Source organism: Arthrobacter globiformis (assembly GCF_030815865.1).
Lineage (GTDB): Bacteria > Actinomycetota > Actinomycetes > Actinomycetales > Micrococcaceae > Arthrobacter > Arthrobacter globiformis_B.
The window spans coordinates 3526788-3546354 of sequence record NZ_JAUSXI010000001.1; the positions used below are offsets into that span (position 1 = coordinate 3526788).

Here is a 19567-nt window from a genome sequence, read left to right on the forward strand (position 1 = left end):
GCGAACGCAGCTCCGGCGGAAGAACTTCTACGTTCACCATCCATTCTAGGGCGGGCTGAGGGCTTCTTTTGCCCCGGAGCCCGTGAAATCACTCACACCACGGGCCGGCCAGCATTACTTCTCCCCGTACTGGAGGCGGCCAATGCTCCAGGCCGATACGTTGCGGAGGTCCACCCTCGTCGCGTTCAGGCGGATGGGGTTGCCGCCGGAGACCACTACGGGTTCAAGGAAATGGATGAACCGGACGCCAGTTGACGCTTCCGGCACGTCTTCGGGAAGGTCCGCCCTGTACTCGGCTGATGCGCCGATCTGCGCTTTCTGGCGTCTGGACCATGCTTCCTCACCCACTACTGAGCCGGAGATTATCGTCCCGTCGACAACGACGGTGAGCTCGATCGTCCCGTCCGGATCCTGACGGTCCGGCCCAACGATGGGCGCGAGCACGGCGTTCAGTCTTGGGTCGATGTCATAGGAGGACTGCACGGGCATCTACCTTCCAGACACGGGGTTAAGTGGATGGGTTGACCGATACGCCGGGTTCTGTGCTCCCGTGCCGTTGCCAGCACAGGAGTAGCGGCCATCCATCTACGAACGCCGTTGCCGGCGCCCTCCAGCGGCCTACCCGGACACTCGGGCGGGCAGCCCTCAAACGTGTCCTGTCTGGCCTTGCTCCGGGTGGGGTTTACCTAGCCTTCCCGGTCACCCGGGAAGCTGGTGGTCTCTTACACCACCGTTTCACCCTTACCTGCTTCGTGCCGCTTTCAAATCGGCGCGACGCAGGCGGTCTGTTTTCTGTGGCACTGGCCTGCGGGTTACCCCGAGTGGGCGTTACCCACCACCCTGCCCTGTGGAGCCCGGACGTTCCTCGAGCCACTTGCGTGACGCGCGGCCGCCTGGTCAACCCATCCGGAGTCCAGTTTACGGGCTTTCCTGCGGGGCCGGACACGCGCCGGTTCCGGGGTCTAAGATCGGGAAATGGACCAGCCGTCCTTTCCACGGCGACGCATGCTGCAGCTGGCAGGAATCGCTGCCGGCCTGACTGCAGCCGCCTCGTCAGCCTGCACGGCCCCGCCTCCACCGGTTCCCACCCCCACAACGACGGCGGTTATCCCGCCGAGTCCCCCGCCCGCAGTGTCGCCTTCCGCATTGCCTTCTTCCGCATTGCCCCCTTCCACAGTGTTGACCCGGACAGGCGCTTTTAGCTCCCGCTTCCGCCCGGCGACTACCACGCACTGGTCCCTGGCGGTGCCGCTTCCGGAGCAGGCCAGCCAGGTGCTGCCGGTGGCGGTCTTCCTGCACGGGCTGGGCGGCAGCAGCGAGGTTTTACTGCGCGAGCTCGTTGCGGACCAGGCCCTGCAGCGCCATCTGGACGACGGCGGCCAGCCCTTTGGGCTTGCTGCCGTGGACGGCGGCGACTCCTGGTGGCATGCCCGCGCCGACGGCAGCGATACGCAGTCGATGCTGGTGCTGGAGTTCCTGCCGTTCCTGGCCGAGCAGGGGTTCGACCTCGGAAGGGTCGGCCTCTTCGGCACGTCGATGGGAGGGTTCGGTGCCCTCCTCCTGGCGTCTCGGGGCAGAGTGTCCGGACTTCGCGCCGTTGCGGCCATGAGCCCGGCCGTCTGGTCCAGCTACGAAGCGGGCATGCGGGGCGCCTTCGACGGCCCGGCCGATTTCGCGGCGAATGACGTTTTCGCGCTCCGTCCCAGGCTTGCAGCGATTTCCAAGCGGATCGACTGCGGCAGTGAGGATGAACTGGCGTCGACGGTGCGCCAGTACCGTTCGGGACTGCCCGGCCGGGTGGAGGGAGGCTTTCAGCCCGGCGGCCATGACGGCCTGTACTGGCGTTCGATCCTCCCGGACGTGCTGGACTTCCTGGGCCGCCACCTGGGCTGAACGCGCGCACCTCAACCGATCCGCACCGCGACTGATGCCACGCGGACCCGGCCGGTAAGATCGTACGGTGCTGATTCTGCTACCCCCATCCGAAGGCAAGACCCCGGCCGTCCACGGTGACGCCATGGACTGGGCTTCGCTGAGTTTTCCTGTGCTGAACACCTACCGGGCCAAGGTGCTCGACGCGCTGGGGACAGTCAGTTCGCATGAGGACGCCCTCGCCTTGCTGGGCGTCGGCGCCTCCCTTAGGGACGACGTCGAACGCAACACCCGGCTCCACGCCGAACCGGCGGCGCCGGCCCACCAGGTGTATTCGGGCGTGCTGTACGACGCCCTGGGCTACAGGTCGATGACGCCGGCGCAGCGGCGCCGGGCGGATGGCTCGGTGCTGGTCATCTCCGCGCTGTGGGGCGCCATCCGGTTCGCCGACGCAGTGCCCGCCTACCGGCTGTCCATGTCAACGGCCCTGCCCGACGTCGGACGCCTTGCCTCATTCTGGAAACCGCAGCTTACCGAGGCCCTCGGCGAAATTGCCGGTGGCCAGCTCCTGGTTGATTGCCGGTCCAGCACCTACGCCGCCGCTTGGACTCCCCCGCCGGCAGACACTGTGGCGGTCAACGTGTTCACTGAGGTGAACGGTGCGCGCAAGGTGGTCAGCCACTTTGCCAAGCACACCCGGGGAGAGCTGGCCCGGTACCTGCTGACGCGGCGGGGCCAGGCCCCGGCGACGCCGGAGCAGCTGCGTAAGGCGGCGGCCGAGAAGTGGCAGGCCGAACTCGTTCCGGGCACAGCACGCAAGGCCCACGCCCTCAACATCATCCTGCCCAACTAGCTGGCAATTGATGTCGTTTTGGGCGCTCAGAACGACATCTACTGCCAGTCAGTTGGGTGAGGCGGTCAGACCCACTCGGCGGAGCGCACCAGGATGCAGCCGGAGTCTGGGCAGAACACGATGTCGTCCTCGGAGGCGGCCTTGATCTCGGCCAGGTCGCCGGGGCTCAGCTGCATGCCGGAACCTTCCGACGTGCCGTGGAAGAGCCGGGCCGCGCCCACTCCGCGGCGGGCCAGGGTCTTCTCGTAGACTTCAAGCATTCCTGCGTCCAGCCCAGCGGCGAAGCCCGCCCGCTTGCCTGCCACCTCGGTCTCCTCGGCAGCGACCTCGGCCAGCGCCGCGTCGAGCTCTGCACGGATCCCGCCAAATGAACCCTGAATGTCGTCCACGATGCTCTGCTGGGCAGCCTGACGTTCGCGCAGGACATCCAACCGCTCGAGGACCTCCAGTTCTACGTCCTCCAGGTCCGAACGGCGCTTGTTGAGCGAAGCAATGTCCTTCTGCAGAGCGACGAGATCCTTGGAGAGACCGGTTCCGCTGTTGAGCTTTGCCTCGTCCCGTTCGATCCGGGTCGCCACCTGCTCCACATCGGCTTCGGCCCGCTTCAGTTCCGCTTCGGCGTCATGGACGGCGAGTTTCGCGGCGCCCAGCTCACCGTTGGCAACGCTGAGGGCGGCCTCAAGATCGGTGATCCGGGGATCGGATTCAAGGGTACGGCGGCGGTTGGACAGTGACTTCAGCCGGGCGTCCAGGCCCTGGAGCTCGAGCAACTTCAATTGTTCCGCCGGTGCTGCCTTGGCCACGTTTTACCTCCGCTTGATCCCATCCGGCTCCTGGCCGGCACCCCGTTGGGGTTTTCTAGACTCTAGTCGCCGCCGGGAGTCAGTATGAAGTCCCACGGATCGCTGTTGGTGGTGCTGACCCGTATTTCGACGTCGAGGCCCTGGTCCGCGAGCACGTTGCCCAGCGCTTCGGCCGCGGCCGGGAGCCACAGCCATTCGCTGGCGAAGTGCGAGACATCGATGAGGTACGGCCGGTCATTGACAGCAGCCTCCCTGGCTTCCGAGGCCGGGTGGTGGCGCAGGTCCGCCGTGACGTACAGGTCAGCATTGCTGGCCCGGACCTCGTCAAAGAGGGAATCCCCGGCCCCGCCGCACACCGCGACCCGCTGCACGAGGCCGTCCTTGTCCCCGGACACGCGCACCCCGCCCGCCACCGCCGGGAGGATGCCGAAAACCCGCGCGGCGAAATCGCCCAAGGTCATGGACTCGCTCAAGTCCCCGACCCGCCCGATGCCTTCCTCCGGAAGGCCGTCCGCCGAAGGAGTTAACGGCGACACGTTTTCAAGGCCCAGGGCGTCGGCCAGGACGTCAGAAACGCCGCCCACTGCTGAGTCGCCGTTGGTGTGGACCGTCAGCAGTGCCGTTCCGGATTCGATCAGGCGGTGGACGGCCCGGCCTTTGGGGGTGTTGGCGGCAACCGAGGTGACGCCCTTGAGGAGCAGCGGGTGATGGGTAATGAGCAGCTCCGCGCCCCATTCGATGGCCTCGTCAATAACCTCGATGGTGGGATCCACTGCGAACATGACGCGCGTGATTTCAGCAGACGGATGGCCGGCCACGAGGCCCACCTCGTCCCATGACTCTGCCAGCGATTCCGGCCAGAGCTCCTCCACGGCCAGCATGAGCTGCCCCAAGGTAGCAGCAGCGGGTGACTCCGCGGCGTCGGGAGCTTCTTCCGGTTCCGCTGCAACGTCGCTGTTCACAGGTTCCATACTCATGTTTTTACCCTACAGTCGGCTCTGGCCTCTGCCCGGTATATGACCCTAGGGTTGGCTGGGGGAATCATTGGCGCCCGCGGATCATTGAAGAGGACATGAAAACATTTGTGCTTGGCGGGGGCTGCTTCTGGTGCCTGGACGCCGTTTACCAGAAAACGAAGGGTGTCACGTCGGTGGTTTCGGGATACACCGGCGGCCATGAACGCCACCCGGATTACTACTCAGTCTGCTCCGGCACCACGGGGCACGCGGAGGTGGTTGCCGTGACCTTCGATGAGGATGTCATCCCGGCCGAAGTCATCCTGGACATGTTCTTCGCCCTGCACGACCCCACCACGCTCAACCGGCAGGGGTACGACGTCGGCACGCAGTACCGCTCGTCAATGTTCTATGAGACCACCGAGGAGAAGATCCTCTTCGAGGAGGCGATCGAACGTAACCAGGCGCTGTGGTCGCGGCCGATTGTGACCGAGGTCAGCCGGCTCCCTGTGTTCTATCCGGCGGAGAACATTCACCAGGACTACTACGCCAAGTTTCCTGAGCAGGGGTATTGCCAGGTCATTATTAACCCGAAGCTGGCCAAGGCCCGGAAATATTACTCTGCATGGCTTAATGCGTAGCAGTGGCGCTGACGCCCTCGTTAGGCTGGCCAAAGTATTCCCTCCTGAGAGATAGGCGCAACTACACATGGCACGGATCTACGACGATGTAACACAGCTGGTGGGCGGCACCCCGCTGGTCAAGCTCAACCGCCTGACGGAAGGCCTGGACGCCACCGTTGCGGTGAAGCTTGAGTTCTACAACCCGGCCAACAGCGTCAAGGACCGTATCGGCGTCGCAATCATCGACGCCGCTGAGAAGTCCGGCGCGCTGAAGCCCGGCGGAACCATCGTCGAAGGCACCTCCGGCAACACCGGCATCGCCCTGGCCATGGTGGGCGCAGCCCGCGGCTACAAGGTCATCCTGACCATGCCCGAGACCATGTCCACCGAGCGCCGTGTGATGCTCCGTGCCTTCGGCGCCGAGATCGTGCTGACCCCGGGTTCCGAAGGCATGCGTGGCGCCGTGGAGAAGGCCCAGGAGATCGTCGCCAACACGGAGAACTCCATCTGGGCCCAGCAGTTCGCCAACGAGGCCAACCCGCAGATCCACCGTGAAACCACGGCCGAGGAAATCTGGACCGACACCGACGGCAAGGTAGACATCTTTGTCTCCGGCATCGGCACCGGCGGGACCATTACCGGCGTCGGGCAGGTCCTGAAAGAGCGCAAGCCGGGCGTCCAGATCGTTGCCGTTGAACCCAAGGACTCCGCCATTTTGAACGGCGGTGCCCCTGGCCCGCACAAGATCCAGGGCCTCGGCGCCAACTTCATCCCGGAGCTCCTGGACACCAACGTCTACGACGAGGTCCTGGACGCCACCCTGGAGGACTCCGTGGCCGTGGCCCGCGAGCTGGGCATCAAGGAAGGCATCCTGGGCGGCATCTCCTCCGGCGCCATCGTGTGGGGCGCCCTCGAACTGGCCAAGCGACCGGAAAACGCCGGCAAGCTGATCGTGGCGGTCGTCTGCGACTTCGGTGAGCGTTACATCTCCACCGTGCTCTATGACGACATCCGGGGCTAGACCTTAGCCAGCCGCTTTCCGTTTCCTGTAGAAAGATCTTTGTGGGTTTCTTCGCAAGACTTAAGGAAGACCTCGACGCCGCCCGGTCCCACGACCCGGCGGCTCGAGGTTCTTTTGAGAACTTTTTCGCGTACTCCGGGCTGCACGCCATCTGGGCGCACCGCCTGACGCACAAGCTGTGGCAGGACCCGTCCACGCGGTTCCCCGCCCGGCTCATTTCGCAGCTCACACGCTTCCTGACGGGCATCGAGATCCACCCCGGTGCCACCATTGGACGCCGCTTTTTTATTGACCACGGCATGGGCGTGGTCATCGGCGAAACGGCCGAGATCGGCGAGGACGTCATGATCTACCATGGCGTCACTCTCGGCGGCCGCTCCCTCGCCAAGGTCAAGCGCCACCCCACCATCGGGGACCGGGTCACGATCGGTGCGGGCGCCAAAATCCTGGGGCCGATCACCATCGGCAACGACAGCGCCGTGGGGGCGAACGCCGTCGTGGTCAAGGACGCACCGCCCGAGTCCATCGTCACGGGCATCCCGGCAAGCTGGCGGCACCGCGACGCCCAGCGGGAGACCAAGCCCGCCGTGGACCCGGCTGAGTATTACATCGAATACCGGATCTGATCCTTACGGTGGGGCGGCTGTGCCTTTTGGAGCTGTTAGTGGCCGGCCGCCTCAGCGGGCGATGCGTTTCAGCACCGCCGTCACCGCCAGGTCGTACACGCGGTCCGGCAGCAGCCGGCGCAGTGCCGTGATGGCAACTGCGCCCCTGCCCACCGGGTAGCGGGTCCGGGGACGGGCGGCGGTGGCGGCCTGCAGCACCGCTCTGGCGACGACGTCGGGCTGGGTGGACGTCGCCGGCCTCTCGGTGGACGCCAGCACGGCGGCCATCTCCCTGGCCTAGGCCGCGTACGGCCCGCCGCCCGAGCTGGCCAGCAGCCCCTCGGCCGCAATCCCGCCCCACTCGGTAACGGTGCTGGCGGGCTCGATGATGGACACGCTGATCCCGTGCGGCTTCAGTTCCAGCCGCAGCGCATCACTGAGGCCTTCCACGGCGAACTTGCTGGCGTGGTACCAGGTGCCGAGCGGCTCATAGAACTTGCCTCCGATGGAGGAGATGTTGATGATCCTGCCTCTCCCGGCAGTCCGCATGGAGGGCAGGACCAGCTGCGTCATCCGCGCCATGCCGAAGGCGTTCACGTCGAACTGCCGGCGCCCTTCGGCCAGCTCCATCTCCTCCAGCGCACCGAAGGAGCCGAAACCGGCGTTATTCACCAGGACATCGATCCGGCCCTGCTCCCGGAGTACCGTGATCAGCAGGCTTTGCATGGACCCGTCATCCGTGACATCCAGCGGCAGGACCCTTATCCCCTGCGCCTTGAGCGGTTCCATCCTGTCCACCCGCCTGGCGCCGGCGTAGACAGCGAACCGGATGCACGAACGGCCGGCACCTCCCAGAGTATCCGGGAGGGCCGGCCGTTCCTGCGTTACACCGCGGGGGTGGCTAGTGGGTGTCCACTGCCTCGACCTCGGACTTGTCCTCGCCCCACAGCGTGTGGAACGTGCCCTCGGCGTCGACGCGGCCGTAGGTGTGCGCACCGAAGAGGTCGCGCTGGCCCTGGATGACGGCGGCGGCGAGGCGCTTGCGGCGCAGGCCGTCGTAGTAGGCCAGCGAGGAGGAGAAGACGGGCACCGGAATGCCGAGCTGCACGGCGGTGGCAACCACGCGGCGCCAGGCCGGGAGTGCTTCGGCGATGGCCTTGGTGAAGGCCGGTGCGAACAGCAGGTTGGCCGGCTTCTGCTCCGCGGCGTAGGCCTTGGTGATTTCCTTGAGCAGCTCCGCACGGATGATGCAGCCGCCGCGCCACAGCGAGGCGATCTCGTCCAGCTTGAGGTCCCAGCCGTACTCCTTGGCGGAGGAAGTCAGCATGTCCAGGCCCTGGGCGTAGGAGACCAGCTTGGAGGCGTACAGCGCCTGGCGGACGTCCTCGACGAAGTTTTCGGGGATTTCGACGGCGATTTCCTCGCCGGCCAGCAGCTCCTGGCCGAGTTTGCGCTGCTCCGCCTGGGAGGACAGGGCCCGGGCGGAAAACCGACTCGGCGATGCCTGAAACCGGGGAGCCCAGTTCGAGCGCGGAGATGACCGTCCAGCGGCCGGTGCCCTTCTGGCCCGCGGCGTCCACGACGACGTCGACGAACGGCTTGCCGGTCTTGGCGTCCACGTGGCCGAGGACCTCGGCCGAGATTTCGATCAGGAAGGAGGCGAGCTCGCCCTTGTTCCAGTCGGCGAAGATCTTGGACTGTTCGGCGGGCTCAATACCGGCGCCGGAGCGCAGGAGGTCGAAGGCTTCGCCGATGACCTGCATGTCGGCGTATTCGATGCCGTTGTGCACCATCTTGACGAAGTGGCCGGCGCCGTCGGTGCCGATCCAGGCGCAGCACGGCTGGCCGTCAACCTTGGCGGAGATCTTCTCCAGCAGCGGGCCAAGGGCGTCGTAGGACTCCTTGGAGCCGCCGGGCATGATGGACGGGCCGTTGAGGGCGCCTTCCTCACCGCCGGAGACGCCGACGCCCACGAAGTGCAGGTCCTTCTCGGCCAGCGCGGCTTCCCGGCGGCGGGTGTCCTCGTAGTGCGAGTTGCCGGCGTCGATCACGATGTCGCCCGGTTCCAGCAGCGGAACGAGCTGGTCGATGACGGCGTCAACCGGCTTGCCGGCCTTGACCATGATGAGCACGCGGCGCGGCTTCTCCAGGGAGTCCACCAGCTCCTGCAGCGTTTCAGTGCGCACGAAGTCGCCGTCGGTGCCGTGCTTTTCGAGGAGGGCGTCGGTCTTCTCAACCGAGCGGTTGTGCAGGGCAACGGTGAAGCCGTTGCGGGCCAGGTTGCGGGCGAGGTTGGCGCCCATCACCGCGAGGCCGGTGACACCGATGTGTGCTGACATCAAAAACTCCAATTCAGTGTGTGCAACATGTGTGCGTTGCGTCCCGTCTCTGCTGCGGAACACGCTTTAGAAAAGTAGGCTGTGAATAAAGCATATATATTCGAGGGCGGGGGCGAAAGCGGGTGACCACTCCTTGGACGCCAGCTGCGCCATGAAGAGTCTACGACGTGCCTCTCCGGCGGCGTCCAGACTCCCCAGGCTGCGGGGGAACAAAGCCTCCCGGCCCGATTATGCTTACCACTATGTCAACCAGCCTCCATCACCGTGCCGTCGAGCACCTGGGTACCAGAATCGTCGACGGCAGCCTCCCGCCAGGGCATGTGATGCTGGCGGAGCAGTTGGAGGACGAACTGCAGGTATCCCGGTCTGTGATCCGGGAAGCCGTCCGCGTGCTGCAGTCGCTTGGCCTGGTGGAGACCACCAAACGCGTGGGCATCAAAGTCCTGCCGGCGCACCGCTGGAACCCGTTCGATCCCCTCGTGATCCGCTGGCGCCTCGCCGGGGAAGGGCGGGGGGCCCAGCTGCGGTCCCTCGCGGAACTGCGCTCCGCCGTCGAGCCCGTGGCCGCCGAACTGGCTGCGGTCAACGCACCGCAGGAGCTGCGGCAGGAACTGCTCGACGTGGCCCTGGCCATGCGCGACGCCGGCCAGGCCGGCGACGTGCCGCGCTTCCTGGAACTGGACATCCAGTTCCACTCCCTGCTGCTCAGCGGCTCCGGCAACGAGATGTTTGCCAACCTCGTGGGCCAGGTGGCCGAAACCCTGACCGGCCGCACGGTGCACGGCCTCATGCCCGACCGGCCCCGGGACCTCACCCTGCAGTGGCACCTCGATGTGGCCGAAGCCATCTTTGAGGGCCATGCAGCGGAGGCCCGCGAGGCGTCGAGCCGGATCATGCGCCGCACCATTTCGGAAATGGAGCCCGTATGGGTGGAGCAGCCGAGGGTTTTCGTTCCGCTGCAGCGGCGGACGCTGTCCGCCTAGCCCACTTGGCTGGCGCTGGCCGCCGCTGGCCCGGATTTAGCTGTGCCTCTGTTTAGCTGTGGCTCTGTCTAGCCGGCGAAGTTGAGGAGGACTTTGCCGGATTGGGCGGAGTTGCGGGCGGTCTCGAAGGCTTCGAGGGCGTCGGTGACGGGGTAGTCGTGGGTGATGACCGGGTCAATCTTGAGGGTGCCGTCGGCGAGGGCGGTGATGACCTCGTCGATTTCGTCGTTGAACCGGAACGAGCCGCGCAGGTCCAGTTCGCGGGTGATGGCCAGGGAGATCAGGACCGGCTGCGGGCCGGTGGGCAGCAGCCCGACCAGGACCACGGTCCCGCCCCGGGCAGCGCCCTGGATCGCGGAGGCCAGCCCGTGGTGGTTCCCGGAGGACTCGATCACGACGTCGGCCTGCACCGTGGCGATCGCGTCACCGTCGGCGGCGTTGAGGACCTCGTCCGCGCCCACCTGTGTGGCGATCTCCAAAGGTTTGGCGTGCATGTCCACCGCCACGATCCGGGCAGCGCCGGCACGTTTGAGGACCGCCACCGCCAAAGCCCCGATCGGGCCGGACCCGATCACGAGCGCAGTCCTGCCGGCCACGTCCCCGGCCCTTGCCACCGCGTGCCACGCCACGGACGCCGGTTCGATCAAAGCGGCGGTGCGCAGGTCCAGATCCTCGGGCAGGGCCCGGAGCATCCGGACCGGCAGGGTCACGTACCGGCTGAACGCCCCGTCCGTGTGCGGATACCTCGCCGCGGAACCCAGGTACGTGCACCCCGGCGACAGGTTCGGCCTCTCCGCCGGGTACCTGGGCGCGTCCGGGCCCGTGCCGGCTCCGGGGGTGGCCGGGTGCACCGCGACCGGGGTCCCGGCGGCCGGTCCGGTCCCGTCCGCGGCGGCCTTGACGACGCGCCCGGAAATCTCATGGCCCAGCACCAGCGGCGCCTTCAGGATCGACTCGCCCGCCGCGCCGTGCAGCCAGTAATGCAGGTCCGACCCGCAAATCCCCCCGAACAGGACCTCCACGACCGCCTCATCCGGCGCCGGGGCCTTCAGCGGGACCTCATCGATCCGCAGGTCCCCCTTCGCGTGCGCGACCACCGCCGGACCGGAGACCGGCAGGATTTCTGTTGTGTGTGTCATCAGACCACCACCGTCATTCCGCCGTCGATAAAGATCGTCTGCCCGTTCACAAAATCAGACCCGCTGGAGGCCAGCCACACCGCCGGCCCGGCCAAATCCTGCACCGTGCCCCACCGGGCCGCCGGGGTCCGGCCCAGGATCCAGGCATTGAACTGCTCATCATCCACCAGGTTCTGCGTCATCTCGGTATGGATGTATCCCGGCGCGATCCCGTTGATCTGCAGACCCGATCCCGCCCACTCCGCGGTCATCGCCCGGGTCAGGTTCCGCAAACCGCCCTTCGCCGCCACGTACGGGGCGATCGTGGGCCGGGCCAGGTCCGTCTGCACCGAACAGATGTTGATGATCTTCCCGTGACCGCGCGGAATCATGTGCCGGGCCGCCTCCCTCCCGACCAGGAACGCGCTGGTCAAATCCGTGGAGATCACCCGCTCCCAGTCCTTCACGTCCAGCTCCAGCATCGGCACCCGGTGCTGGATCCCGGCATTGTTCACCAGGACCTCCAGCGGGCCCACGTGCTCCTCGACCCACGCCACACCCGCCGCGGCCGCAGCCTCGTCCGTGACATCAAACGCCACACTGTGCACCCGGCCCGGCGCGTACTCCGCGGCCATCACCGCCTCCGCCGCCTTCAACCTCTCCGGATTCACCCCGTTCAACACCACCGCGGCGCCGGCATCGGCCAAAGCCCGCGCCAACGCGTTACCGATCCCCCGGCTCGAACCAGTCACCAGCGCAACCCGCCCAGTCAAATCAAAAAGTGAAGTCATGAAGAGGTCCCTTCTGCGGCGCTCACGGCGCCCGTCCTGCTGAGATTTGAAATGGCTTGCCGCACCACGGCCAGGTCCTGGTCCCCCAGTCCCTGCCGCTTCAGTTCGGCATAAAGTTCGACGCCGGCCCGTGCCATCGGGACGGCGGTCCCGGTGGCGTCGGCCGACTCTACGACGAAGGACAGGTCCTTGTGCATGAACTTCGCCGGGCCAGTGGGGGTGTAGTCCTTGCGGGCGATCCGCGGGCCCACCTGGTCCAGGACGCGGCTTCCGGCGAGACCGCCGGACAGAACCTCGTAGAGGGCCACGACATCGACGCCCGAGCGTTCGGCGAGCTCGGCCGCTTCGGCGAGTGCCGCCGTCGTCGTTCCGACCACCAGCTGATTGCACGCCTTTGCCAGCGATCCGGCACCGAGCGGACCAAGGAGCCGCACGGTGGTGCCCATGGCCTCGAAGAGCGGAAGCAGCCGGCGGAAGTCGGCGTCGTGGTCCGCGCCGGCCATGATGGCCAGCGTGCCATCGATCGCTCCCCCCGTCCCGCCGCTGACCGGTGCGTCCACCACAACGGCATGGCCTGAACTGGCCTCCAGGACCCTCTGCCCGAAAGCCTTGACCGCGGTGGGGGAAACGCTGCTCATGACCACCACGGCGCTGCCGGCCGCCGGCGGCGATGACTGCCAGCTCGCGAGGAGTCCGGATGCCGCGTCCTCAATGTAGGCAAGGTCCGGCAGCATGAAGACGATCACCGGCTCGTCCCTGAGCTGGTCCACGGTGTCTGCAGCGGATCCGCCCAGCTGACGGAAATCCTGCACCGCCCCAGGCGACCGGTTCCACGCCGTAACCGCCCAGCCCTTCCTTACCAGGTTCGCGGCCATCGGCGCCCCCATCAGGCCCAGGCCCACGAAGCCTGCTCTCGGCATATTCATCTGCAGCGGATCCTCACTTCGTTGTGGTCAATCTGTGGTTAGTCTTAGAAATCTGTTCAGTATCCTAGCCCCTATTCAGTATGATGAACAGCATGACGACTGAAACCACCGTCGCGATCGCCGTCCCGCTCGAAGCCGAGTTCGTGGAACGCATCCGCGCCGTAGATCCCTCCGTGACCGTTCTCTACGAGCCCGACCTGCTGCCGCCCGAACGGTTCCCGGCAGACCATGCGGGCGACCCTGACTTCAAGCGCACGCCTGAACAGGAGGAGCGCTACTGGGAGATGCTGGGCAGGGCCGACGTACTGTACGGCTTCCCGAACGAAAACCCCGCCGGCCTGGCGCGGATCGCCAGGGAAAACCCGCGCCTGCAGTGGATCCATGCCATGGCGGCAGGTGCCGGCGGGGCGGTCAAAGCCTCCGGCCTCGACGCCGAAACCCTGAACAAGTTCAAGGTGACCACGTCAGCAGGCGTGCATGCCCTGCCCCTCGCGGAGTTTGCGGCGCTAGGCATCCTCAACGGCTTCAAGCGGACCGCGGAGCTCGCCCAGGACCAGGCCGCCAAATCGTGGCCAGAGCTGCGGATACCCACCAGGCTGGTCAACGGCTCCTCGCTGGTGGTCACGGGGCTCGGGGAGATCGGGCTGGAGACCGCCCGCATCGCCCGTGCACTCGGCATGAAGGTTAGTGGCACCAAACGTTCTGTGGAGCCCATCGACGGCATTGAGGAAGTGGCCGACAACAGCGGACTGGCCGGGCTGCTCGCCTCGGCCGACGCCGTAGTGAACACCCTCCCGGGCACGCCGTACACGGAGAGGCTATTCAACCGCGAGGTCTTCGCGGCCATGAAGCCCGGCACGGTGTTTGTGAATGTTGGCCGCGGAACGGTGGTGGACGAGGATGCGCTGCTCGAGGCGCTGGAGAACGGACAGGTGGCCTACGCCTGCCTCGACGTGTTCGCCGTCGAGCCGCTGCCGCAGGACAGCCCGCTCTGGAATCACCCGCGCGTCATGGTGTCGCCGCACACCTCGGCCCTCAGCGCAGCCGAGAACCGCCTGATCGCCGAGCGCTTCTGCAGCAACCTCAGGACATTCCTCGACGGCGGTGAGCTGCCCCACCTCGTGGATACGGTCCACTTCTACTAAAGCGCCCGTTCCACTAAAGCGCCTGCGCAGGACACCCCTGCGGAGGAAACACCGGAGAGCCGGGCAGCCAAAGGTTGCCCGGCTCTCCGGCTGCGCCCTCCCCCAAGCGCGAACGTACACATGCGGCCCCCCGCTCATGCGCGAACGTACACTTGCGGCCCGCCCCGTCGGGGATGGGCCGCAAGTGTACGTTCGCGCTGTGTGCTCTACGCTGTGTGCTCTACCTGCATGGCTTCTAGCGGGCGTCCTCGATGAGCACCAGGTCGCGGCCCTTTGTTTCCGGAGTGAAGAAGGTACTCACGAAGGAGATGAGGGCAAGGACCAGCGAGTAAACCGCCAGGACCAGCCAGGAGTAGCCGGTGGCGGCGAGCAGTGCCGCTCCCACCAGCGGAACCAGGCCGCCCGCCATCACGGCGGAGAGTTCACGGGCCATGGCGACACCCGTGAACCGGTACTGCGATCCAAACAGTTCAGGCAGCAGGGGGCACTGCGGTCCCAGCATGGACTGCACGCCGAGGGCGATGCCAACCACCATGACAACCCACACCAGGGTCACGTTGCCAAGGGTCACGAGGTAGAACGCCGGGAAGGCGATGACAGCCTGGAAGAGGGCGCCGTAGCGGTAGACGGGGACGCGGCCGAAGCGGTCGGACAGCGCACCGAATGTGACCACCATGACGGCGGCAAAACCGGCGGCGATCAGGAGACCCACCGGGCCAATGAACTTGTCGCCGGGAAAAACGCCCGCCGGGGCTGCCAGGAACGCCACCAGGAGCGCCGAATAAATGGAGGAATTACCGTTCTCGCCCATGCGCAGGCCGATGCCCACCAGGACGTTCTTCTTGGAGTGCTTCCAGAGCTGGCCCACCGGGTTCTTGACGACGTTCTTGTGTTTCGCCAGCTCCTGGAACACCGGGGTTTCCTTGAGCCGCAGGCGGATGAACACGGCAATGGCGATCAGGATCACGCTGGCCAGGAAGGGCACACGCCAGAGCCAGCCCTCGAGGACGGCCTTGTCCGCCGTGGCGATGAGAGCGAAGGTGCCGGCGCCCAGGAGGGTGCCCAGCTGGATCCCTACGAAAGGCAGTGAGGCAAAGAAACCACGACGGCGGGGCGGGGCCACTTCGGAGATCAGCGTCGTAGCGCCGGCCTGCTCCGCGCCGGCACCGAGGCCCTGGACGATCCGGAGGATCACCAGGAGCACCGCGCCGAGCATACCGGCCTGCTCGAATGTCGGCAGCAGGCCGATCGCGAAGCTTGCGGCACCCATCAGCCCGATGGTCAGGATCAGCACCATTTTCCGGCCGAAGCGGTCTCCGATGTACCCGAAGACGATGCCGCCGAACGGCCGGGCAGCGAAGCCCACACCGTAGGTGGCGAATGAGGCGATCAGCGCACCCTCATCGCCGAGCGGCTTGAAGAACAGCGGCCCGAAGATGAGGGCCGAAGCCAGGCCGTAGATGTAGAAGTCGTAGTACTCCAGAGCGGAGCCCACGGAGCTGGCAAGTGTTGCCCTTCGCAGCTGTTCCGGTTCGACGACGGCGCCGCCCGCATCAGCCAGCGGTGAATCAGTACGAGTTGTCACTAGCACTCCCTCAAAGACACTCCAGGCCCCCGTTGGCCTGGTGAGTAGCGACACCACTATTGCGTCGGTCACTATATTGAACAGAGTACAACATGATGAACAGCTAGCCAATAGCCCGGGGATCCCTGCTTAACCCATGGGGTTGCCGAGGGATCTCGCCAGCTCGTTCAGCTCTTTGACCATCTGCGCGCCCTGCTCCTGTGAGTAGGTCGCCTTCAGTGCCGTGACGGACAAGCCAAGGCTGGGGCCATGCGCTCCCCGCGTAGGTACAGTCACAGCGAGGCAGACCACGCCCGTGGTGGATTCCTCATCTTCAAACGCATAACCCTGCTCGCGGATCTTCTCCACCTGAGCCTTGAGCTCCGCTCCCGTGCGCAGTGACTTGGGCGTCAGCACAGGAAGCTCCGTATCGTCAGCGAACATGGCATTGATGTCGTGGTCATGAAGCCGGGCGATCAGTGCTTTGCCCACGGCGCAGAGGGACACCGGCATCTTGTCGCCGATATTGGATGTCAGGCGGACGGCCGGATGGCCCTCGTAGCGCGCCAGGTAGATGACGTTGGCGCCGTCCAGCATGGCAATGCGCACTGTTTCGCCTGACAGCGTGGGCGCCTGCTCGCAGAAACGGTAAAACTCCTGGACTTCATCGAGCCGGCTCAGGTAGGCGGCGCCCAATTCAACGAGCTTGCGCCCCAGCGTGTACTCGGCGCCCTGCCTGCTGATGAGTCTGGCCTCCTCGAGGGCCAGCAGCAGGTTGGAGGTGGAAGACTTGGGGATTCCGAGGTCCCGGGCGAGGTCACTGAGGGTAAGCCGGCCAGTGGCGGACGCCGCGAGCGACTCCAGGACGGCGGCGGCTCGCGTGACAGCGGGCGCCGGCGACGCGCTACCCAATCCGTCATTGGCTTTGGGGGTGCGGGAATCGGCCATGATTCTCCTTTCGGTACGCGCTCAGACAGCGGGGTCGGCAGACTGCATCGCGCTCGAACACCGGCGACGATGCCAAACGTCCAGTCAACTGAACACCTACCATCATACTGGCTGGGCGGCAACCGCTGCAGGCCTGCTTAGTCAACCACGCGCAAAAGGAGCACTGGAAGCAACCTTCCTAATGGTTTCGTGTTTCCGAATGTTCACGGTATATTCAATTTCAAGCCTTCCACCGCGGCATCCCCCAATAGTCGCGGTGGAAGGCTTATCCAATTTCCGGGCCCTTTATGATTCAGGCCTTTCTGGTTCTCAAGCTTTCCTCGCTGTGATGCCTGCTGCTCAGGCCGCATTCGCAACGGCGTTGTCCGCGGCGGTATTGTCCGCTACCACGCTCCGCAGTCTCCACCCGCCGCCGAGCCCATCGCGGATGATCTCCATGGTGGTCAGCGCCGATCCCGCGTTTCGCCCCAGCCGCGTCTGCAGCCGCCACACTTCGACGTCAACGCGGCTAAGTCCCAGCGGCATCCGGCGCTCCGCCTCCCACCAGCTGACGCGTTCAAACCACCGCAGCGGTTCCGCGCCCACCGTCCATTCCTGGCCGCCGCGGATGACAGCCCCCGGCTGCCCGTCAGCAGCAGTCCTCACAAGTACGTATTCCATGCCCGCAGGTTATTGCCGGGCGCAGACATTAAACACAAAACCCCGCCTGACCTAGCTCGAGGGCTTGGTCAAACGGGGTTTTCAAGGTGGGTCCTACCGGGATCGAACCGATGACATCCACGGTGTAAACGTGGCGCTCTACCAGCTGAGCTAAAGACCCAAAGAAAGGTTTTCGCACCGAAGCGCTCCAACCAACGAACATAGACTCTACCCGACCAGTGCCCGCAAACGCTAATCGGGTCTGGCCATAGCGAGCGGGGGCAATTCATCTGCCAGCCAGGCGAGGGACTCACCGACCCCGGCCTCCAGCTTGATCGTGGCGAGCTCATCGCCTCGCGTGTGGCCACGGTTGATGATGACAACGGGCTTGCCTTCCTTGGCAGCATGACGGACAAACCGCAGCCCGCTCATGACACTGAGTGAGGAACCGGCAACAAGCAGGGCTTCGGCTTCATCCACCATTGCGTAGGCGCGCTCTACGCGGTCCTTGGGGACGTTTTCGCCGAAATAGACAAAGTCCGGCTTCAAGTCGCCGCCGCACGCTGGGCAGCGGGCAACCACAAAGCTCCGGATCAGTCGCAGGTCCTCCACTGTGGCGTCGGCATCGGGAGCCATCTCGACAAGTCCGGACTTCATGGCATGGTCAAGGAAGTCCGGATTCAGCTCCTCCAGAACCTTTGCGAGCAGCTGCCGTGAGTACGTGCGGCGACACTCCAGGCAAATCACCTGGTCGAAGCGTCCGTGAAGGTCCACCACGTTGACACTGCCGGCGTCCTCGTGGAGGCGGTCCACGTTCTGGGTGATCAGTCCGGTCAGGAGCCCACGCTGCTCCAGGACGGCGACGGCGGCGTGGCCGGCATTGGGGTTGGCCCGCCTCAGATGGGACCAGCCGATGTGGTTGCGGGCCCAATAGCGCTGCCGGTTTGCCGCCTCACCCACAAACTCCTGGTAGGTCATGGGTGAGCGCGGGGGCGAATCCGGTCCGCGGTAATCCGGTATGCCGGAGTCGGTACTGAGCCCGGCCCCAGTCAGAAGCGCCAGGGGCAGCCCGGACAGCACGTCGCGGATCCCGCCCAGCACTTCGAGGTCGCCGGCCGATGACTCCGCGGGCGGAGCAGTAGGCAGACTGGCGAAGCCTGTCAGACCGATGCCAGTCCGCCGCTGATCCATGGGCTGGCCCTGACGCCTAGCCCTGGGCCAGTTCTGCCAGAACGCGGCGATATTCGGTGAGGTCACGGGCCTGGCCCCGCGGATTCACAACGACGTAGCGGACCGTTCCGCCGGCGTCGATGATGAACGTTCCGCGCCGTGCCATTCCGCTTTCCTCGTCGAACACACCGTACTTCCCCGCTACGGCGCCGTGCGGCCAGAAGTCGGCCAACAGGCTGAAGCCGTAGCCTTCCTGCTCGGCATACGCCCGGAGGGCGAACTTACTGTCCACCGAGACCGCGAGTACCTCGGCGTCGGCATGTTCGAAGACGGCCAGATTGTCCCTGATCTCGCAGAGCTCGCCTGTGCAGATGCCGGAGAACGCGAAGGGGTAGAAAACAACCACCACGTTGCGTCCGCGGAAGTCGGCAAGCCGGACGGGCTCACCAAACTGATTGACCAGGGTGAAGTCCGGCGCCTGCTGCCCGACCTCAGGCACTCCGGCCAGGTCCGCCGATGCGACGGCGGCCTGTCCGGTCACTTGTTCTTCCTGGTGACCAGGCGCGTGGCGCTCCAGTCCTTGGAAACGCCCGCGGACGTGGTGCAGTGCAGCCCGGCGGTGGGTGCCGCGTCCTGGATGTCGGAGGGCGAGACATATCCGGTACGTCCGGACTTCGGCGTGAGGACCCACACCACGCCGCCCTCGGTGAGCGTCGTCAGCGAGTCGACCAGCGTGTCCACTAGGTCTCCGTCGCCGTCCCGCCACCAGAAGATCACGGCGTCAACGACGTCGTGATCGTCCTCATCCAGAAGCTCTGACCCCGTCAGATCCTCTATGTCGTCACGCAAGTCGAGGTCGACGTCGTCGTCGTAACCGAACTCCTGAATCAGATCCCCATCCTTGAAACCCAATTTTTCCGCCACATTTACCGAAGTGGCGGCGTCGGCCTCGCTCACGTGTTCCTCCTGTGCATGGTGATTTCGATTACTCCAAGCCAACACCCTTTGGGCGTGCGCTTCAAGCTAGGGGCGCCGCGGTGCGGCTTATTGTGCGTCACACAACAAGTATGACGGTCAAATAGGGCAGGAGGTTCAAGCGCGGCTACGCATCGGCAGGCCGTCAGAGCTACAGTGACTGTTGACAACTATGCCTAGAGGGGCGACCGCCCCCAACGAATAGGCAGTCAAACACACGAGATAGAACCCTGCCC

Annotated in this window: 21 protein-coding genes, 1 tRNA gene, 1 other RNA gene and 1 pseudogene; 7 read left to right on the forward strand and 17 right to left on the reverse strand. The window is 65.6% G+C overall.

Annotated features, from left to right (window positions below; all coding sequences use genetic code 11):
• Nucleotides 1-114: 114 nt before the first annotated feature.
• Both QFZ33_RS16350 and rnpB read right to left on the reverse strand, forming a co-directional pair.
• Nucleotides 115-489: a hypothetical protein gene (locus tag QFZ33_RS16350; RefSeq protein ID WP_307029162.1), complete on the reverse strand. Its 375-nt coding sequence runs from the start codon at nucleotides 487-489 to the stop codon at nucleotides 115-117.
• Nucleotides 490-513: 24 nt separating this feature from the next.
• An RNA gene (rnpB, locus tag QFZ33_RS16355) (RNase P RNA component class A) lies at nucleotides 514-905 on the reverse strand.
• A gap of 271 nt (nucleotides 906-1176) precedes the next feature.
• Here rnpB and QFZ33_RS16360 point away from each other — a divergent pair.
• Entirely contained in the window at nucleotides 1177-1893 is a 717-nt protein-coding gene (locus QFZ33_RS16360) for an alpha/beta hydrolase (protein ID WP_307029163.1), read from the forward strand.
• Nucleotides 1894-1960: 67 nt separating this feature from the next.
• On the forward strand, nucleotides 1961-2725 hold the full coding sequence (locus tag QFZ33_RS16365) for a YaaA family protein (protein WP_307029164.1): 765 nt from the start codon (nucleotides 1961-1963) through the stop codon (nucleotides 2723-2725).
• 65 nt (nucleotides 2726-2790) lie between these two features.
• On the opposite strand, the gene QFZ33_RS16370 is transcribed toward QFZ33_RS16365, so the two are convergent.
• The gene (locus QFZ33_RS16370) at nucleotides 2791-3528 is read right to left on the reverse strand and encodes a zinc ribbon domain-containing protein (protein ID WP_307029165.1); all 738 of its coding nucleotides are present in this window, start codon (nucleotides 3526-3528) and stop codon (nucleotides 2791-2793) included.
• Nucleotides 3529-3590: 62 nt separating this feature from the next.
• On the reverse strand, nucleotides 3591-4499 hold the full coding sequence (locus QFZ33_RS16375; RefSeq protein ID WP_307031858.1) for a Nif3-like dinuclear metal center hexameric protein: 909 nt from the start codon (nucleotides 4497-4499) through the stop codon (nucleotides 3591-3593).
• A gap of 101 nt (nucleotides 4500-4600) precedes the next feature.
• On the opposite strand from QFZ33_RS16375, the gene msrA reads away from it, so the two are divergent.
• The 3 genes from msrA to epsC all read left to right on the forward strand — a co-directional run bounded on the left by msrA (nucleotide 4601) and on the right by epsC (nucleotide 6754).
• Nucleotides 4601-5125, forward strand: a complete 525-nt coding sequence (gene msrA / locus QFZ33_RS16380) for a peptide-methionine (S)-S-oxide reductase MsrA (RefSeq protein ID WP_214845191.1) — start codon at nucleotides 4601-4603, stop codon at nucleotides 5123-5125.
• A gap of 67 nt (nucleotides 5126-5192) precedes the next feature.
• Nucleotides 5193-6128, forward strand: coding sequence for a cysteine synthase A (gene cysK / locus QFZ33_RS16385; RefSeq protein ID WP_214845193.1), 936 nt, complete (start codon nucleotides 5193-5195; stop codon nucleotides 6126-6128).
• Between the two features lie 41 nt (nucleotides 6129-6169).
• Nucleotides 6170-6754 (forward strand): serine O-acetyltransferase EpsC, encoded by a 585-nt coding sequence (gene epsC / locus QFZ33_RS16390; RefSeq protein ID WP_307029168.1) that lies wholly within the window; start codon nucleotides 6170-6172, stop codon nucleotides 6752-6754.
• Between the two features lie 51 nt (nucleotides 6755-6805).
• Here epsC and QFZ33_RS16395 read toward each other — a convergent pair whose 3' ends face one another.
• The 3 genes and pseudogenes from QFZ33_RS16395 to gndA form a co-directional block, all read right to left on the reverse strand.
• Nucleotides 6806-7021, reverse strand: a complete 216-nt coding sequence (locus QFZ33_RS16395) for a hypothetical protein (protein WP_307029170.1) — start codon at nucleotides 7019-7021, stop codon at nucleotides 6806-6808.
• A 9-nt stretch (nucleotides 7022-7030) separates the two neighbouring features.
• Entirely contained in the window at nucleotides 7031-7729 is a 699-nt protein-coding gene (locus tag QFZ33_RS16400) for an SDR family NAD(P)-dependent oxidoreductase (protein WP_307029172.1), read from the reverse strand.
• Nucleotides 7635-9072 (reverse strand): annotated as a pseudogene (gndA, locus tag QFZ33_RS16405) (NADP-dependent phosphogluconate dehydrogenase). Before gndA ends, QFZ33_RS16400 begins: the two are co-directional and overlap by 95 nt.
• A 242-nt stretch (nucleotides 9073-9314) precedes the next feature.
• Between gndA and QFZ33_RS16410 the strand changes: the two are divergent.
• Nucleotides 9315-10055, forward strand: coding sequence for a FadR/GntR family transcriptional regulator (locus QFZ33_RS16410; protein ID WP_307029174.1), 741 nt, complete (start codon nucleotides 9315-9317; stop codon nucleotides 10053-10055).
• 68 nt (nucleotides 10056-10123) lie between these two features.
• Here the strand turns inward: QFZ33_RS16410 and QFZ33_RS16415 are convergent, their stop codons facing one another.
• Genes QFZ33_RS16415 through QFZ33_RS16425 form a run of 3 tightly spaced genes read right to left on the reverse strand, consistent with a single transcriptional unit; the run spans nucleotide 10124 to nucleotide 12890 of the window.
• A complete protein-coding gene (locus tag QFZ33_RS16415; protein WP_307029176.1) occupies nucleotides 10124-11194 on the reverse strand; it encodes an L-idonate 5-dehydrogenase in 1071 nt (356 codons plus the stop codon).
• Complete coding sequence (locus QFZ33_RS16420; RefSeq protein WP_307029178.1) at nucleotides 11194-11964, reverse strand: SDR family oxidoreductase; 771 nt, start codon at nucleotides 11962-11964, stop codon at nucleotides 11194-11196. Before QFZ33_RS16420 ends, QFZ33_RS16415 begins: the two co-directional genes overlap by 1 nt.
• On the reverse strand, nucleotides 11961-12890 hold the full coding sequence (locus tag QFZ33_RS16425) for an NAD(P)-dependent oxidoreductase (RefSeq protein ID WP_307029179.1): 930 nt from the start codon (nucleotides 12888-12890) through the stop codon (nucleotides 11961-11963). Before QFZ33_RS16425 ends, QFZ33_RS16420 begins: the two co-directional genes overlap by 4 nt.
• An 80-nt stretch (nucleotides 12891-12970) precedes the next feature.
• On the opposite strand from QFZ33_RS16425, the gene QFZ33_RS16430 reads away from it, so the two are divergent.
• Complete coding sequence (locus tag QFZ33_RS16430; RefSeq protein WP_307029181.1) at nucleotides 12971-14035, forward strand: D-2-hydroxyacid dehydrogenase; 1065 nt, start codon at nucleotides 12971-12973, stop codon at nucleotides 14033-14035.
• A 235-nt stretch (nucleotides 14036-14270) separates the two neighbouring features.
• Here the strand turns inward: QFZ33_RS16430 and QFZ33_RS16435 are convergent, their stop codons facing one another.
• From QFZ33_RS16435 to QFZ33_RS16465, 7 genes are all read right to left on the reverse strand, one after another.
• Nucleotides 14271-15620, reverse strand: coding sequence for an MFS transporter (locus QFZ33_RS16435; RefSeq protein WP_373427288.1), 1350 nt, complete (start codon nucleotides 15618-15620; stop codon nucleotides 14271-14273).
• Nucleotides 15621-15749: 129 nt separating this feature from the next.
• Entirely contained in the window at nucleotides 15750-16547 is a 798-nt protein-coding gene (locus QFZ33_RS16440; RefSeq protein WP_307029183.1) for an IclR family transcriptional regulator, read from the reverse strand.
• Between the two features lie 339 nt (nucleotides 16548-16886).
• On the reverse strand, nucleotides 16887-17207 hold the full coding sequence (locus QFZ33_RS16445) for a hypothetical protein (protein WP_307029184.1): 321 nt from the start codon (nucleotides 17205-17207) through the stop codon (nucleotides 16887-16889).
• An 87-nt stretch (nucleotides 17208-17294) separates the two neighbouring features.
• Nucleotides 17295-17367, reverse strand: a tRNA-Val gene (locus QFZ33_RS16450).
• 71 nt (nucleotides 17368-17438) lie between these two features.
• Nucleotides 17439-18377, reverse strand: coding sequence for an NAD-dependent protein deacetylase (locus tag QFZ33_RS16455; protein ID WP_307029186.1), 939 nt, complete (start codon nucleotides 18375-18377; stop codon nucleotides 17439-17441).
• A gap of 16 nt (nucleotides 18378-18393) precedes the next feature.
• Complete coding sequence (locus QFZ33_RS16460) at nucleotides 18394-18897, reverse strand: peroxiredoxin (protein WP_307029188.1); 504 nt, start codon at nucleotides 18895-18897, stop codon at nucleotides 18394-18396.
• The gene (locus QFZ33_RS16465; protein WP_214848426.1) at nucleotides 18894-19313 is read right to left on the reverse strand and encodes a DUF3052 domain-containing protein; all 420 of its coding nucleotides are present in this window, start codon (nucleotides 19311-19313) and stop codon (nucleotides 18894-18896) included. Before QFZ33_RS16465 ends, QFZ33_RS16460 begins: the two co-directional genes overlap by 4 nt.
• Between the last annotated feature and the right edge of the window lie 254 nt (nucleotides 19314-19567).

Coding starts and splice junctions, on each gene's coding strand:
- QFZ33_RS16375 (WP_307031858.1), bottom strand. CDS start 4,499: ATGGAACCTGTGAACAGCGACGTTGCAGCGGAACCGGAAGAAGCTCCC.
- QFZ33_RS16415 (WP_307029176.1), bottom strand. CDS start 11,194: ATGACACACACAACAGAAATCCTGCCGGTCTCCGGTCCGGCGGTGGTC.
- QFZ33_RS16420 (WP_307029178.1), bottom strand. CDS start 11,964: ATGACTTCACTTTTTGATTTGACTGGGCGGGTTGCGCTGGTGACTGGT.
- QFZ33_RS16410 (WP_307029174.1), top strand. CDS start 9,315: ATGTCAACCAGCCTCCATCACCGTGCCGTCGAGCACCTGGGTACCAGA.
- QFZ33_RS16440 (WP_307029183.1), bottom strand. CDS start 16,547: ATGGCCGATTCCCGCACCCCCAAAGCCAATGACGGATTGGGTAGCGCG.
- QFZ33_RS16430 (WP_307029181.1), top strand. CDS start 12,971: ATGATGAACAGCATGACGACTGAAACCACCGTCGCGATCGCCGTCCCG.
- QFZ33_RS16455 (WP_307029186.1), bottom strand. CDS start 18,377: ATGGATCAGCGGCGGACTGGCATCGGTCTGACAGGCTTCGCCAGTCTG.
- cysK (WP_214845193.1), top strand. CDS start 5,193: ATGGCACGGATCTACGACGATGTAACACAGCTGGTGGGCGGCACCCCG.
- QFZ33_RS16350 (WP_307029162.1), bottom strand. CDS start 489: ATGCCCGTGCAGTCCTCCTATGACATCGACCCAAGACTGAACGCCGTG.
- QFZ33_RS16395 (WP_307029170.1), bottom strand. CDS start 7,021: ATGGCCGCCGTGCTGGCGTCCACCGAGAGGCCGGCGACGTCCACCCAG.
- QFZ33_RS16425 (WP_307029179.1), bottom strand. CDS start 12,890: ATGAATATGCCGAGAGCAGGCTTCGTGGGCCTGGGCCTGATGGGGGCG.
- QFZ33_RS16445 (WP_307029184.1), bottom strand. CDS start 17,207: ATGGAATACGTACTTGTGAGGACTGCTGCTGACGGGCAGCCGGGGGCT.
- msrA (WP_214845191.1), top strand. CDS start 4,601: ATGAAAACATTTGTGCTTGGCGGGGGCTGCTTCTGGTGCCTGGACGCC.